The sequence below is a fragment of the Rhizobium sp. 11_C7_N12_5 genome, assembly GCF_051811145.1.
In the GTDB taxonomy this organism is placed as follows: Bacteria; Pseudomonadota; Alphaproteobacteria; order Rhizobiales; family Rhizobiaceae; genus Rhizobium; species Rhizobium lusitanum.
Genome location: NZ_JBPWPY010000003.1, coordinates 744931 through 758476, shown reverse-complemented (window position 1 = coordinate 758476; position 13546 = coordinate 744931). Strand labels below are relative to the sequence as shown.

The following is a 13546-nucleotide window of genomic DNA, read 5'->3' as shown; positions in this document are numbered from 1 at the left end:
ATTTCTCTGTGATGTGTAGAAAGAATCTGGAACTTCTACTACTCCATGCGCTGCCTTTGGATGGATCAATGTGGGCCGCCCAACTCGACCTCTTGCCAGGGGCTACATATGCGCCGACGCTTTATGGTCTCGGTGATCGTGTAGAGGATTTTGCCGCCGAAGCACTAAAACTCCCCAGAGGTAACCGAGTCATCGTCGTAGGTTGCTCAATTGGTGGCTCATGTGCTTTGGAGGTTGCCGCGCTCGCCCCGGGGCGTGTTGTGGGACTAGTCCTTATCGGGACAAAGGCTGCGCGACGGCAGGACCCGGAGTTTCACGCAACAGCTATCAAAACCCTTCGGGAGCAAGGGTTGGAGGCTGCTTGGCGCGAATGGTGGGAGCCTGCCTTTTCGACAGTGACTTCACCGGCAATCATCGCTGAAGCGAAGCGCATCCTCATGCGCCAACCGCTTGACGATGTGACGCGAGGTGTTCAGGCGTTTCACACCCGCCAAAGCCGAGATGATGTCCTTTCAACATTCTCAGGACCGGTGCACGTAGTCACGGGCACAGACGACCTCCTGCCTGGACTGGCTACCAGCTCCAAGCAAGCCGATTTAGCCCCAAATGGCTGCCTGCATGTCATCCCCAACTGTGGGCACTACGTGCCGATGGAACGACCAGAGGCGCTAAACTCTATAATCCTCCAAATGATAAATAAGACTGCGATGTGAACGAGTTCTTGGCGCGTACTCGCGCAAATCTTCCTCGGCCAGCAAGATGGCCTCCCTACCTCAAGAAAGTAATCGAATGGCGTCATACATAATGGAGCTTCGCGGTTTGATCGGGAACCGTTTACTTCTGCTGCCCTCCGTTGCCGCCGTTATTCATGACCACGCGGGCAATCTCCTCCTGCAAGAGAAGGCCTCTGGGGAGGGATGGGGCCTGCCAGCCGGTGGAATCGAGCCGGGAGAGACGCCGCAGGAAGCTGTTATGCGGGAGGTGATGGAGGAGGCTGGTTACACAGTGTCCTCGACGAGCATTCTAGGTGTCTTTGGCGGAAATGAGTTCAGGTACACATACCCGAATGGTCACCATGTCGAATACGTCGTCACTCTTTTCAAATGCCAAGTGCATACAGGGCAGGTTCCCTGGACGGATAGCGAGACGAGATCGCTTCGATATTTCGCGATGAACGATATGCCGCCCCTTGCACTCCCTTACCCACTTTCGACTTTGTTCGGTTAGGGATTTGAAGCCTTTATCTTCGACCGAACCCGAGGCCATACAGGTTTGGAATATTTGTAACAGGAAGGGTCCTGTAGCTAGACGCAAAAACACCCGTCTGTTGCTTTAGATGCGTCTTGGTTGGTCGGAGGTCATTGACGCCGATGCGGCGGGCAGTGATCATCGGCACATCACACGGGGATTCGCCGAGATGGGTTCTGATCAGAGCAGCGCAGCTATGCCAAATCTTCTAAGCCCACGCTCAGGGAAACCGAAGCTGGCAGGATTGCGTTCCGGAGATACTGTCCGCCTGGTCTCGCCCGCAAGCACGCCAGATAAGGGCAATGTGGAGAAGTGCGTCGCATTTTTGGAGGGGTTGGGGCTTAGAGCCGAATTGGCCCCGCACGCCCTCGACCGTCTCGGCTATCTTGCGGGCAGCGACGACGACCGGATTGCGGACCTAAACGACGCGATCAGAGACCCAACTGTCCGCGCCATCATCGCAACTCAAGGCGGGAAGGGTGCCTATAGGATCGCAGATGGGGTGGATTTCGTTGCGATGCGTGCTGACCCCAAGATTCTAGTTGGATTTAGCGAGATCTCAATCCTTCAGCTTTCTATCTGGCAACAGTGTACCGTGCCGGGAATACACGGGGCCGCTTGGAACCCCATGCAATGGGGCGCGATTTCCTCCACATCCTTCGAGCGTGTCATCTCGTCAACAGAGGCAATCGTCGTTCGTTCAGATGAAGCCGAGTCGACCGCTGACCTCACCACATCCGGGAAGGTCAGCGGCACGCTTTTGGGCGGCCATCTGGATATGATTGCAACAGCGGCGGGTTGGGCGCTTCCCAGCCTAGACGGCGCAATATTGCTGATCGAGGATGTGGAGAAGGGCCTCGGTCATATCGACCGCAATCTGACACGGCTGATAAAAGGTGGTTTCCTCGCAGGCATCAAAGGAGTGGCGGTCGGACAATTTACCAACTTTGCCCCATCCAAAGGTTGGACCGTGATTGACGTTCTGCGGGATCGACTGGGTGTTCTCGGAGTTCCGATATTGGGCGGCTTGCCGTTGGGGCACGGTGCAAATGCCCTGGCCGTTCCAGTTGGCACCGAAGCATCCTTGGATGCAGACAATGGGACGCTGACAATCACGTCTCCTTTCGGTTAGGCCCCAAAGGGTGACTATCGATTTCGCGAGGCAATCTATGGCGCATATAATTGTGATCAATGGACCAGCAGGGGTTGGGAAGACCACGCTCTGTAAACATTTAGCAAACTCGTTTCCGGGCACGGTCAATATTTCAGGAGACGCGGTGCGCGACTTCAGTCCCATCGATGCGAAGGATTGGCTTGGACCCAGATCGACTTACCGGGCGAGTGCAGCATTGATTTCCAGTTATTTGGAGATGGGCGCAAGACGAGTTTTGCTCGACTATATTTTCGAAACGCATGACTCATTCGAATGGTTTTGTAGCCTTCTACCCACAACGACCCCAATCCACCTTTTCACCATATGGGCACCCCTGGACACTGTCGTCGCCCGCGAAGCGAGCCGTCCCGGCAGAGAACGACTTGGTGACCGAGTTCTGCAAACATACCAAGCTTTACAACGCAATTTGCCTTTCCTGGGGGAGATCATCGAGAACAACGATGCCGTTGAAGTAGTCGCGGGACGAATAGATGGTTTGATCCTCAAGTCCGCTGGCATGCAAGTTCCCATTCGCTGAAGCTCAGGTTAGTCGTTATGATGACGCTGGTGTGCTCGTAAAGCTTGCTCAACAGGTGGAAGAGCAATGCCCAGCCTGAAGCGCCGAACGGCAGCAGACTTTGAAAGCGGAAGGCGTCTAGAAAACTAGGGGCTATTCACCTCTGTCCGCCACATACACGGTCACGATTCGGCACGCTGGTGATGAATCCGCAAATTGTCATGAATTTTTTAATGACGACTTAGCATCGGCAACCTAGCTTCCTTCGTGAATATTGAATATATTGAGGGTGGGGCTCAATGCTGAAGGTAATGACATTTGCCGCGATCGCTATGATTGGGTTCACATGCTCGTCGACAGCTGAAATGTCTTTGATGCGAGGACCTAGCGGCACGAGCATGGCGATGGATCCCGGCTGCACCGTGAGGGATGGCGGCAGCGCTTCTACAAATAATGCGCCGACCTGGATTGACTGTGTTCTTCAGCAAAAAAAAGTCACCTTCTTGATCACAGCGATACCGGGCTTCCCACTTGCGGCTAAGGATTTTGCCTTCAGGAATGCCGCGAACATCTATGAAAGGGCGACTGCAGGAACAGATTGGGAGAGCTTGAAAGGCACAATTCAGTTCATGGGCGGACCTGGCATGCCAGGGTTTGAGCCGATCGCGCAGCTCAGGCTGATCGCCGAAATCTGTGAGCCGAAAGGCGATTGCACCCACTCGCATGAGCATAAAATGGTCGATTTCAAGGTGCTTGGAACCCCAAGGCTAACAGTTGCACTTATCGTCATGGGGGATGTGAACGAAAACCAGGTGCTCGAGAACGGCGAGCTCTCGGCAACCTATTGGTATTTCCCAGATCCCGTTAAAACAATGGTCGAAACGTTCAACTTCGCCACCATGCCAAATCCTCCGTACTGAGCAATATAACAAGATCAGTGCAGATGATGAGGTACTTATCTATCCCGCCGTGGCGGTCTTGGCAGCGTTGGTGCCCGGATCCTTCATCGGCGGTGACGTAGTTGGCTCGGGTGGAAACAACGCGGCTGACTGAACATGCCTTTCAAACACAACGCCTGCCGCCGTCATCGTATCGGCAAGATGAAATTCAAGGTCACGAACTGGCGGGAGTACGAGACAGGCCTTCGTCGGCGCGGAAGTCTGACGCTGTGGGTGACGCCGGAGGCACTCTCGTCCTGGCAGGCGCCGAAGCGCACGACCCGCGGTGGCCAGCCGCGCTACTCCGATCTGGCGATCGAGACTGCCCTGACGCTGGGGCTGGTGTTCGACCTTCGGCTGCGTCAGACGGAAGGTGTCGTTACCTCGGTGCTGAAGTTGATTGGGCTGGATCTCGTCGTTCCCGATCACACGACCCTGAGCCGTCGTGCAAATAAACCGAGAGCGCCGAACAAGCGGCACTCTGATCGCTTCCCTCAGAAAGGGCCCGTCCACGTCCTGATCGATAGCACAGGGCTTAAGGTCTACGACGCTGGCCAATGGCTGGAGGAAAAGCATGGTGTCATAGGTCGGATCGCCATCATAGGCGCAAATCTAGCCGAAACTCAACAGGCAGCGTCATCGGACATCGTAATACAGTCTATCTCAGACGTGCCACCGCCCATCTGAGCCCGCCTTGCCGGAATATTTCCAACGAGTTGCTGAGGCACATCTCGCCGCTCTGTTGGGAGTACATAAATCCCACCGGCATTTACTCTTGGGACACCGATCGACGGATGCCGTAGGGCCTTAACCGGAAACCGGATGGGGTCTTATCGCCGGTGCGCTCTCCTCGGTACCGCGTAAAGGCAATGTGACATCACCATCCTGCGGCGCTTCGCCGAGCCGCACGCGGGCGACAAAGGAAAATTTCTTGCGCAATTGAAGGATGGGCCGCTCGACGAGATGCCAGGATATCATCGAGAAGCAAAATACTAGCGGGATTGAGACGAGGAATTGGATCATAACAGAATGAATAGACGGCAACATGGATACAACGACCTGCTGCAATGGCCATCCGTAAAGATAGATTCCGTATGAATAGTCGCCCTTGCGGCAGAAGGTCGGGATCCAGATGTTTGTGACCCCGATGAAAATCGTCATGTAGGTCAACGGCAGCGCAAGGAATAGAGTCGCAAACGGCACATCAGTACGAGGGCTGAACGGAAGAAAGCCACATACGAGCAAGAACAGCGTACAGCCAAGAAAGATCGGCCAAGAATAAGGAATCTTTCCTCGATAGAGATAGAATAGGATTCCCGCCAGGAAGAACATATACAAGCGCGCCGCCGGCCCTACATACAGATGGTATAGGATCTTACCGATTCCGCCGGCCTGGTCAGTGAGACCAGAAAACGAGAGCAAAAGCCCGAAGCTCAAGAACGCGGCGGCGATCAAAACGATGATTGTGGGCCGCTTAAGAAACTTCCCGAAGATGAGGATCGACATCAGAACGTAACACATGATTTCATGCGGTACGGTCCAAAGCGAGGTATTTACGGTCTGCTCAGGATGACTTTGAAAGACACCTGGAAGGGTATAGTTGATGAGGCCGACGATATTGGTGAAATAGTGCCATGTTTCAGCGCTTCGGAAATAGTCCGTTAAAGGTAGGGTCGTGAAGATCGGTCCCAAGACCAGAGCACTTAGGACAATTTCCAGCGCCAGCGCTGGGACGATCCGAAGTCCTCGATTGATCAGAAAATCGCCGAGCGACAAGCGTAAGGCGCTGCCGCAGATCAGAAACCCGCTGAGGGCGAAAAAAGCGCTTAGAATCGAGTAGCCGAAAACCCAAACGATGGGGGTGTCGTCCAGCCTCAGCCCGGCGACGACGTCGAACGAATGCCAAGCGACAACACTTACCGCGAGAAAAAGACGCAAAAAGTCAAAACCCTCGGCCACGCCCCGTCGCAGATCTAAACGGCTTCCAAGGGTTTCCATGACTTTGACCTTTTATATTTGTTCTATTGATAAGCTTGCCGCCGTAGGAAAGTCCAGTATTCCGAGTTCCGTTATTCGTTAATGGTAAACGGCACGTATAGGATGCGTTCATATGAAATTTCATTCAATTGTCACTTTCATTTCTTTGGGTAGGCAATAAAGTTGTTGCGGACGTATTCTCTATTCGAGGTTTTCAATATGAACTTTTATCAAACAGCGCTCCCGGATCGTATTGTTGGAACATATGCGAGCTCCTCGCCTGGAAGCGGCTGGACCTCCGTTGGCTCCTTTCCAACTCTGGTCGGGAACGCGCAAGCAGCCAATTTGCCATTGTTCTTGCTGCCGGGAACCTATCCTTCGTCGCAGATTGACGTCGCCTCGGGAAACCCGCTGACGATAGGCGGCGTTCTCGGGCAGGTCACAATTCAGCTCAGCGGAAGCGCGCCCTATTTATTCAATGTGAACGGCGTGAATAACGTCGTTATCGAAAATATTGTATTCGATGGAAATAATATTGCCTTGACCGACACGTCAGCTACCGCTGGGCTAATTAAATTCCAGGGGTCTGGAATCAACAAGTTTCTCATCCAAGATTGCGTTATATATAACACAACCCAAGCTGCAATCTCCTGCTTCTCGAATTGCTCCGGGGAGATACTGAGAAACACAATTTATAATTGCGACAGAGGTGTCTTTTGCCAGGATGCAGGCGTGAATATTGAAAGAAATAATGTTGGATACTGCAACAACAACGGAATAATGCTTTGGACAAGCACGCAGGTGGGAAATACTTCTATTATTATTAATAACTATATACATAACATATCAAGTTCCGCCGGCGGAACCGGTCAGTATGGCAATGGCATTAATATATACCGGGCGACCGGTGTCCGGGTGGCGGATAACAATATATATAATTGTGCTTATTCGGCTATCCGAATAAACGCCGGGGGAGACAGCGTCGTCTCCGGTAATTATTGCGCGACAAGCGGTGAGACAGCGATCTGGTTCGAAGCGCCAGGTTCAGGGACTTCGCTGACTGGGGGCATATGCGCAAATAACATCATCGAGTCCGCAGGCGCCGGCATCGCTGTTGCAAATTCTGGATTGTACAGTGATGGCGTAAGTCGCCGGGTCACTCTCATCGGAAATCAAATATCGGGGATAACGAGCGTCTACATCCCCAATGAAGGGAAAAACACGGATGGGTGTGGGATCACGATTGAGGGAAGTGTGAACGCGATCGGTAATATTATTGATACAGCCTCTAACGGCGGCATTATCGTAGGAACTAACGACGCCGCGAACGATCTTGTCGTCTCTGGAAATCTAATCAAGGGAACACCTTTAGGCATCGGCTATTCGGCTAACGCATCAGCGGCCGGTTTGCTCATTTCCAACAACGAGGTTAGCGGCTATGCCAAGGTTTCAAGCCCCACGGGCTCCGGCTATAGCTATTCCGGCGCGATTGTCTCGGTGTCATATAACGGAACCAATTATGTTCGAGATGCACCTGGCGGTGCTGCAAACACAGACTATGGGAATGCAACTCAGACCGTCGTGGGCGCCCTGACGGTTGGAATGAACAAGGCGCATTAGGCGCCGGGCGGGATTGACCCTATCTGATGCGATGGCTCTGTTGGGCGTTGGTGCGCGGATCGTTAATGGCGTTGTCGTGGGTGATCGGCAATCGCAATAGCCGGTCTTCGTCACGATGCCTTTCAAGCACAATGCCTCCCGCCGCCATCGCATTGGCAAGATGAAGTTCAAGTGTTGAGTTTCAGCTAGATTTGCGCCACTTTTTCATTTCGCGGTGTACCACCTAGTTGCATTTATGGTGTTGATCGAAAACATTTTCTCGCAGTGTGGACGGATCCGTCTGAAACGAAAAAGTGGGTCAAATTCGTGCGATAATCGACATCGTAAAGGCTATCGCGAGACTTTCCAGGTTCTACATGCATGAGAGTTGCGGACAATGTACGCCATGCCGTGAGGGAACTGGTTGGTTGTGGCGCGTCATGCAGCGCATGGCGGCCGGCAGTGCGGATTATCGCGAGATCGACCTGTTGTTGGACGTCGCGGGCAGGGTTGAGGGGCACACAATCTGTGGCCTTGGCGACTTCGCGGCGTGGCCGATCCAAGGCTTAGTGCGTCACTTTCGCCACGAGATAGAAGAACGCATCAATTCCTATCGCTCATCCAGGCAATTTCATCCGGTCGTCTCGTCGCCGCGGCAGGTGGCCTAAGGCACGACAACAGGAGGAGACAGCTCATTAAAAGTCGCAGCGGGAGCGGCAAGAGAATGGAACGATTATTTGTCGCAATCGATATTTCAGATTCCCAGGTGGCGGATGCCTTGAAACGTATCGCGTGTGGGGCGCCCAATGTGGATTGGACCGCTCCCGAAAACCTCCACCTGACGCTCGCATTCATCGGCGACCCCCCTCAGCCTGTGCGACAGACTGCCCGGCTTTTTGAAGCCATCGCCGTAGAACCTTTCACGGCTAGCTTGTTGGGTGTTGAAACCTATGATCTCGGCAACGGATATTCGGCGTTGTGCGCGCGAGTTGAAAAGACCGCCGAGCTGATGTCATTGCAATGTCAGTGCGTTGCGGTGCTCGCCCGGACCGAAGCCGATCTCAAAGGGCGCTCCTACCGCCCCCATGTTACGTTGGGTCTGGTCGAAAGCAAAAATTTGCATAAGTCACGGCCTTGGCTGAAGCGCCATGAAAGGTTCCAAGCGGAGTGTTTTGTTTCGGCTTTCCATCTTTATGCCAGCCATCGCATCGGCCGTTTCGTTGAACTGACAAGAATCCGCAGATACAGTGTAAGCGGTGTCTCGCTCACACCTCCGAAGTCAAATTCCGAAACGTTGTAATAGGCGACTCACGGGTCTGATCTCCGCAGGTTGCCATTGCCTCCATCCCCGGATGAAGAGTGTTCCCGAGATTTGTCAGACTATACTCCGTCTTCGGCGGGAATGTTGCTTAGTCGTGTCTGGCGATCACTCCCCAGCCCTCCAAGTCCTTTAATTCCTTTGAAAGAATCCTGACGCTGATTGATTAGCGAGACGATGGTTGGCCAGTTCTTGACTCGGGCGTCGTGGCCGGCGAAGTGAGCATTCTTGCGGTCCAGCGCTATCGATCTGATGGTCCTTTCAGCGGTGCCGTTACCGATCTCTATGCGGCCGCCAGTCAGGGGCGCGCAGAGTCCATCCCAGTATTTGGCAATATGGCCAACAGCTTCGCCGAGCGCCGACTTGTCCGCCGTTCGAAGACGGTGATGCGAGTGGATACGATCACGCGGTTCTTTAGGTCTTCCATGGCCACATCTGACCGCTGAAGCGGATCGTCCGTGGACCAGACGTGTCGTGCAACATGATCGGCAGTGTTGGTTTCCACGCGGAACTGAGCCGGTTTTTCCACCGAGAAGTGAGCCACCTCTGAGTATGGTTTTCTGATCAGGATTTGGTCAAGGGATTAGCTTTTTCTCCTCTCTTTTGGGCTGCTGCAGCCGAGCTGGCTTTGAAGCGGAAGCTATCGTTCCCGGTTTCCAGGATATGGCAACGATGGGTCAGGCGGTCGAGCAGAGCCGTGGTCATCTTGGCATCACCGAAGACGGTCGCCCATTCGCTGAAGCTGAGGTTGGTAGTGATGATGACGCTGGTGCGCTCATAGAGCTTGCTCAGCAGATGGAAGAGCAGCGCACCGCCTGAGGCACTGAACGGAAGGTATCCGAGCTCATCGAGGATCAGCAGATCGAGGCGAACCAGCGTCTCAGCAATCTGGCCTGCCTTGCCTTTGGCCTTCTCCTGTTCGAGCGCATTGACCAATTCGATGGTCGAGAAGAAGCGGACCTTTCGGCGATGATGCTCGATCGCCTGGACACCAAGGGCGGTCGCGACATGTGTTTTTCCTGTGCCCGGCCCGCCGACGAGCACGATATTCTGCGCTCCGTCCATGAACTCGCATCGGTGCAGTTGGCGCACCGTCGCCTCGTTGATCTCGCTGGCTGCGAAGTCGAACCCGGAGATGTCCTTGTAGGCCGGGAAGCGAGCTGCCTTCATGTGGTAGGCGATCGAGCGAACCTCGCGCTCGGCCATTTCGGCTTTCAGCAACTGGGACAAGATCGGCACGGCCGCATCGAAGGCTGGAGCCCCTTGCTCGATCAGGTCGATGACGGCTTGGGCCATGCCATACATCTTCAGGCTGCGCAGCATGATGACGACGGCTGCGCTGGCAGGATCATGACGCATGACGGCCTCCTGCGGTCCGCAGGCGCAAACCATCGTAGCGTTCAACATCAGCCTTGGGTTCACGCAACAGCGTGAGCGCCTGTGGCGTATCAACGTCGGGACCATCGATTGTCTTGCCATCGATCAGCCGATGCAGCAGGTTCAAGACATGCGTCTTGGTCGCCACGCCTGCATCCAGGGCCAATTCCACAGCCCTGACAACAACTTGTTCGTCGTGGTGAAGTACAAGAGCAAGGATATCGGCCATCTCACGATCACCGCCGGAGCGGCGGAGCATCTGGTCCTGAAGTTGCCGAAAGGCCAACGGTAATTCCAGGAAAGGCGCACCATTACGCAGGGCACCGGGCTTGCGCTGGATGACCGCAAGATAATGCCGCCAGTCATAAATCGTACGTGGCGGCTTGTCGTGGCTACGTTCAATGACCCGCTCATGCTCGCATAGGATATTGCCTTCTGCCGCAACGACCAGTCGCTCGGGATAGATCCGCAGGCTGACAGGCCGGTTGGCAAACGATGCAGGCACGCTGTAGCGGTTCCGCTCAAAAGTGATCAGGCAGGTGGGCGAGACGCGCTTGCTCTGCTCGACGAAGCCGTCAAACGCGGCAGGGAGCGCCATCAATGCCGGGCGTTCTGCCGACCAGACGTCCGCGATCGTGCCGGGCAAGGTGCCGTGTGCTGTGTCGCGCCACAGGTCCTGGCAATGCTGTTCCAGCCAGGCATTCAATGCCGCCAGATCCGGAAAGTCAGGCATCTGTTGCCACAGTCGCGGTCGGGCATCCTGGACATTCTTCTCGACCTGACCCTTCTCCCAACCCGCGGCGGGATTGCAAAACTCAGGCGCAAAGACGTAGTGGTTCGTCATCGCGAGGAAACGGATATTGACCTGCCGTTCTTTGCCACGACCGACACGATCAACCGCGGTCTTCATGTTGTCGTAAATGCCGCGACCAGGTACTCCGCCAAACACGCGGAACCCGTGCCAGTGGGCGTCGAAGAGCATCTCGTGCGTTTGCAGTAGGTAGGCCCTGACCAGAAACGCCCGGCTGTGTGATAGTTTGATATGGGCGACCTGAAGCTTCGTGCGCTCGCCGCCTATCACGGCATAATCTTCACTCCAATCGAATTGGAACGCTTCGCCTGGGCGGAAAGACAGAGGAACGAATATGCCGCGGCCCGCTGTCTGCTGCTCAACCCGCCAATTACGGGCGAACGCGGCGACCCGACCATAGGAGCCGGTAAATCCGAGAGCCATCAGATCGGCATGAAGCTGCTTCAACGTTCGGCGCTGCTTGCGCGACCTCCCGGCCTCGGTCTTCAGCCAGCCAGAAAGTTTGTCGGCAAAAGGATCAAGCTTGCTCGGTCGTTCCGGTACCGTGAACGTCGGCTCGATCGTACCGGCACTCAAATACTTCGCAATCGTGTTGCGTGACAGCCCAGTGCGCCGACTGATCTCGCGGATTGACTGCTTCTCGCGAAGCGCCATCCGACGGATGATGTTTAAAAGTCCCATGTGGATCACTCCGTTGCCCCCGTCGCTCACCGCTTTGGGGGGAAGGTTCACATGGCTCAATTCTCAATGGAAATTATGCGCCTAACCGGCTCAGTTCTGCGTGGAAACCAACAGGCCAACAGACCTCATGAATTATAAGCTGTTCAATTCAAGGGACGGCTTCGGCGTGTCCTTGACGATTTGCACTGAGGATGGACTTCGAAACATACTTGAATTCGGAGATGGGGAACACCGGTCCACCACGCTGCACTGGAACACCTGCCTTCATGGAAGGTCAGTGAGACGGTTCGATTTGGCCGGGAGACCTTACACGGTGCGCTACCGTGAGGGAGAGTCAGATTTCGGTGGGACAACTTTGACCTTACCGGTGGCAACCACAGAGATATTTAAAGGCCAGCAGCTTCGGCGCTTCAACGGCTTTGCTGAAATGCTAACGCCTCGTTTTGATTGGACATTTCAGTCGGAAAAAGTTCGGGCTTTAATCCTTTCATTCGTCAGGCAGATTGAAGATATCTCGCGGGATTTTGTGAAGGCCGGTCTAACGCCGCATATCTGTAATGTTCACTGTCGCCACGATCGATTTTCACATCAATTTCGTGATCGCATGGCGAGCCAATTCAATAATCTAAATGGGCTTACCTAAGGTGGCGGCCGATTTCGTTCGATGATGAGAAAGCGATAGAGCAGGAAGTATGGCAGATCCAAATGAGATTGATGTAGTCATTTATCATGGTGGCACGGTTGAGCTTCAGGCCGTCGCGCCACGTTTGATTGCTGTGGAACTTGCGAAGTTTTTTCCCGCTCTTAAACTTGCTGAGCGCGGGCGGTTTGTGATGATGAATGAGCTGGCGGCCAAGGTTCTCGCTGGCGTTAAGGTCACCACAGTCAGGTTCGTGCGGGGAGGGTTAGACTTTCCTGGTGCCGCATCATTACCGCTGTTTGAGGTCCGGATTTCAAATCTGCATGACGATGCAATATGGGTGGCTGACCTGAGGATCTCACGCGTCGTCTACAAGCGAGTGGTCGATCTGACAGAGGAGGATGTCAGAAACGACGGGCGGGCGAACCTGGTCGAGCTGCTGGAGACAATGCAGAATTTCTACGGAGACATATCCGCTGACGATATTCTATCGATATACGAGTTTAGCGTATTGCCCCGTTAAGGTGAAGGCTGCGCTCCCATTTCGCCGCGTGAAATTATGAAGTCCTACGGACGATGAAATGCCTCCGGGCTTAGACTCCCATTGCGCAGCAAATGTTGCAGCGTATAAGCAATCGAGAGTGCATCATCAGGCGCGTCATGCGCCTTGAATGGAGGATGGTCAACACCGTAGTAATCCGCGAGCTTGTTGCTCGGCGTCCTCGCCAGATCTTCAATCGGCATACCTGCAGCAAGGAGAAGCTTCACCGCGTTATCGAACCGATGTGCTGGAATGACAGGGGGCACACCGGCTACATAACAGCTGATCGCAACCATGTTGAGCTCATCTTTGCCCCAAGACCACAACGTCGCCCCCTCCGAGAACCGATCTACTTCGTGGAGAGCCTTTTCCAAGGTGATGCCATGGTTCTCGATGTCTGCCTCTGTCACTCCAGTTAACTCGGTGAAATAGGTATCCAGTTGATACCGGTTGCCGAAGCGATCGATTGGGCGAACATACGCCTTATGCATGTCTAGGAGCGGGTAGTCGTCCTCGAGCCCAAGCTTTACAGCTCCGATTTGGGCTATGACTGGATCGGGGTCATGAGCCGCACACCAAAATCTGCGTTGCGATCCTTCGAGGCAAAGGAATTCGCAGTCGAAAACGATAGCAGTTTTCATCAACTATATCCTGGTAACCAGAGCGTTCGCCTAACCAATTCGATCCACGACATATCAGTTGGGGTCAAAATAGGCAAATTCAAAACTTATGGGTTCATCGATCGG

14 protein-coding genes and 5 pseudogenes are annotated in these 13546 nt (G+C 54.2%); 12 read left to right on the top strand and 7 right to left on the bottom strand.

Going from position 1 to position 13546, the window contains the following annotated elements:
• The first annotated feature begins 11 nt into the window (after window positions 1-11).
• From AB8B29_RS33030 to AB8B29_RS33015, 4 genes are all read left to right on the top strand, one after another.
• Window positions 12-713 (top strand): alpha/beta fold hydrolase, encoded by a 702-nt coding sequence (locus AB8B29_RS33030; RefSeq protein ID WP_113119057.1) that lies wholly within the window; start codon window positions 12-14, stop codon window positions 711-713.
• A 46-nt stretch (window positions 714-759) separates the two neighbouring features.
• On the top strand, window positions 760-1227 hold the full coding sequence (locus AB8B29_RS33025) for an NUDIX domain-containing protein (RefSeq protein WP_318284071.1): 468 nt from the start codon (window positions 760-762) through the stop codon (window positions 1225-1227).
• A gap of 190 nt (window positions 1228-1417) precedes the next feature.
• Complete coding sequence (locus tag AB8B29_RS33020; protein ID WP_234904061.1) at window positions 1418-2380, top strand: LD-carboxypeptidase; 963 nt, start codon at window positions 1418-1420, stop codon at window positions 2378-2380.
• Window positions 2381-2417: 37 nt separating this feature from the next.
• Entirely contained in the window at window positions 2418-2939 is a 522-nt protein-coding gene (locus tag AB8B29_RS33015; protein ID WP_439007013.1) for an AAA family ATPase, read from the top strand.
• Here the strand turns inward: AB8B29_RS33015 and AB8B29_RS33010 are convergent.
• A pseudogene (locus tag AB8B29_RS33010) lies at window positions 2929-3033 on the bottom strand (ATP-binding protein); the annotation flags it as partial. The gene AB8B29_RS33015 and the pseudogene AB8B29_RS33010 overlap by 11 nt on opposite strands.
• Before the next feature lie 184 nt (window positions 3034-3217).
• Between AB8B29_RS33010 and AB8B29_RS33005 the strand changes: the two are divergent.
• The 3 genes and pseudogenes from AB8B29_RS33005 to AB8B29_RS32995 all read left to right on the top strand — a co-directional run bounded on the left by AB8B29_RS33005 (window position 3218) and on the right by AB8B29_RS32995 (window position 4659).
• A complete protein-coding gene (locus tag AB8B29_RS33005) occupies window positions 3218-3838 on the top strand; it encodes a hypothetical protein (protein ID WP_173412870.1) in 621 nt (206 codons plus the stop codon).
• 135 nt (window positions 3839-3973) lie between these two features.
• Window positions 3974-4525 (top strand): annotated as a pseudogene (locus AB8B29_RS33000) (transposase); the annotation flags it as partial.
• Window positions 4414-4659 (top strand): Tn3 family transposase, encoded by a 246-nt coding sequence (locus tag AB8B29_RS32995; protein ID WP_173412869.1) that lies wholly within the window; start codon window positions 4414-4416, stop codon window positions 4657-4659. The pseudogene AB8B29_RS33000 and the gene AB8B29_RS32995, both read left to right, overlap by 112 nt.
• Window positions 4660-4663: 4 nt before the next feature.
• Here AB8B29_RS32995 and AB8B29_RS32990 read toward each other — a convergent pair whose 3' ends face one another.
• Window positions 4664-5854, bottom strand: coding sequence for an acyltransferase family protein (locus AB8B29_RS32990; protein ID WP_173412868.1), 1191 nt, complete (start codon window positions 5852-5854; stop codon window positions 4664-4666).
• Between the two features lie 198 nt (window positions 5855-6052).
• Between AB8B29_RS32990 and AB8B29_RS32985 the strand changes: the two genes are divergently transcribed.
• The 3 genes and pseudogenes from AB8B29_RS32985 to thpR all read left to right on the top strand — a co-directional run bounded on the left by AB8B29_RS32985 (window position 6053) and on the right by thpR (window position 8732).
• Entirely contained in the window at window positions 6053-7453 is a 1401-nt protein-coding gene (locus AB8B29_RS32985) for a TIGR03808 family TAT-translocated repetitive protein (RefSeq protein ID WP_173412867.1), read from the top strand.
• Between the two features lie 317 nt (window positions 7454-7770).
• Window positions 7771-8100: pseudogene (locus tag AB8B29_RS32980) on the top strand (NADH-ubiquinone oxidoreductase-F iron-sulfur binding region domain-containing protein); the annotation flags it as partial.
• A gap of 56 nt (window positions 8101-8156) precedes the next feature.
• On the top strand, window positions 8157-8732 hold the full coding sequence (gene thpR / locus AB8B29_RS32975) for an RNA 2',3'-cyclic phosphodiesterase (protein WP_113119047.1): 576 nt from the start codon (window positions 8157-8159) through the stop codon (window positions 8730-8732).
• Here thpR and AB8B29_RS32970 read toward each other — a convergent pair.
• From AB8B29_RS32970 to istA, 4 genes and pseudogenes are all read right to left on the bottom strand, one after another.
• Window positions 8698-8823 (bottom strand): annotated as a pseudogene (locus AB8B29_RS32970) (hypothetical protein); the annotation flags it as partial. The gene thpR and the pseudogene AB8B29_RS32970 overlap by 35 nt on opposite strands.
• A gap of 91 nt (window positions 8824-8914) precedes the next feature.
• Window positions 8915-9142, bottom strand: a pseudogene (locus AB8B29_RS32965) (IS66 family transposase); the annotation flags it as partial.
• A gap of 172 nt (window positions 9143-9314) precedes the next feature.
• Window positions 9315-10109, bottom strand: coding sequence for an IS21-like element helper ATPase IstB (gene istB / locus AB8B29_RS32960; RefSeq protein WP_421446353.1), 795 nt, complete (start codon window positions 10107-10109; stop codon window positions 9315-9317).
• Window positions 10099-11619, bottom strand: a complete 1521-nt coding sequence (gene istA, locus AB8B29_RS32955) for an IS21 family transposase (protein ID WP_439006679.1) — start codon at window positions 11617-11619, stop codon at window positions 10099-10101. The genes istB and istA overlap by 11 nt, the downstream gene beginning before the upstream one ends.
• A gap of 313 nt (window positions 11620-11932) precedes the next feature.
• On the opposite strand from istA, the gene AB8B29_RS32950 reads away from it, so the two are divergent.
• Both AB8B29_RS32950 and AB8B29_RS32945 read left to right on the top strand, forming a co-directional pair.
• Window positions 11933-12262 carry a hypothetical protein gene (locus AB8B29_RS32950; RefSeq protein WP_439007012.1) on the top strand — a complete coding sequence of 110 codons (330 nt, stop codon included), beginning with the start codon at window positions 11933-11935 and terminating at the stop codon, window positions 12260-12262.
• Between the two features lie 49 nt (window positions 12263-12311).
• Entirely contained in the window at window positions 12312-12782 is a 471-nt protein-coding gene (locus AB8B29_RS32945) for an ASCH domain-containing protein (protein ID WP_113119040.1), read from the top strand.
• 44 nt (window positions 12783-12826) lie between these two features.
• Here AB8B29_RS32945 and AB8B29_RS32940 read toward each other — a convergent pair whose 3' ends face one another.
• Window positions 12827-13441 (bottom strand): 3'-5' exonuclease, encoded by a 615-nt coding sequence (locus AB8B29_RS32940; protein ID WP_113119039.1) that lies wholly within the window; start codon window positions 13439-13441, stop codon window positions 12827-12829.
• Window positions 13442-13546 lie beyond the last annotated feature (105 nt).

Coding starts and splice junctions, on each gene's coding strand:
- AB8B29_RS33030 (WP_113119057.1), top strand. CDS start 12: ATGTGTAGAAAGAATCTGGAACTTCTACTACTCCATGCGCTGCCTTTG.
- AB8B29_RS33025 (WP_318284071.1), top strand. CDS start 760: ATGGCCTCCCTACCTCAAGAAAGTAATCGAATGGCGTCATACATAATG.
- AB8B29_RS33020 (WP_234904061.1), top strand. CDS start 1,418: ATGGGTTCTGATCAGAGCAGCGCAGCTATGCCAAATCTTCTAAGCCCA.
- AB8B29_RS33015 (WP_439007013.1), top strand. CDS start 2,418: ATGGCGCATATAATTGTGATCAATGGACCAGCAGGGGTTGGGAAGACC.
- AB8B29_RS33005 (WP_173412870.1), top strand. CDS start 3,218: ATGCTGAAGGTAATGACATTTGCCGCGATCGCTATGATTGGGTTCACA.
- AB8B29_RS32995 (WP_173412869.1), top strand. CDS start 4,414: ATGGCTGGAGGAAAAGCATGGTGTCATAGGTCGGATCGCCATCATAGG.
- AB8B29_RS32990 (WP_173412868.1), bottom strand. CDS start 5,854: ATGGAAACCCTTGGAAGCCGTTTAGATCTGCGACGGGGCGTGGCCGAG.
- AB8B29_RS32985 (WP_173412867.1), top strand. CDS start 6,053: ATGAACTTTTATCAAACAGCGCTCCCGGATCGTATTGTTGGAACATAT.
- thpR (WP_113119047.1), top strand. CDS start 8,157: ATGGAACGATTATTTGTCGCAATCGATATTTCAGATTCCCAGGTGGCG.
- istB (WP_421446353.1), bottom strand. CDS start 10,109: ATGCGTCATGATCCTGCCAGCGCAGCCGTCGTCATCATGCTGCGCAGC.
- istA (WP_439006679.1), bottom strand. CDS start 11,619: ATGGGACTTTTAAACATCATCCGTCGGATGGCGCTTCGCGAGAAGCAG.
- AB8B29_RS32945 (WP_113119040.1), top strand. CDS start 12,312: ATGGCAGATCCAAATGAGATTGATGTAGTCATTTATCATGGTGGCACG.
- AB8B29_RS32940 (WP_113119039.1), bottom strand. CDS start 13,441: ATGAAAACTGCTATCGTTTTCGACTGCGAATTCCTTTGCCTCGAAGGA.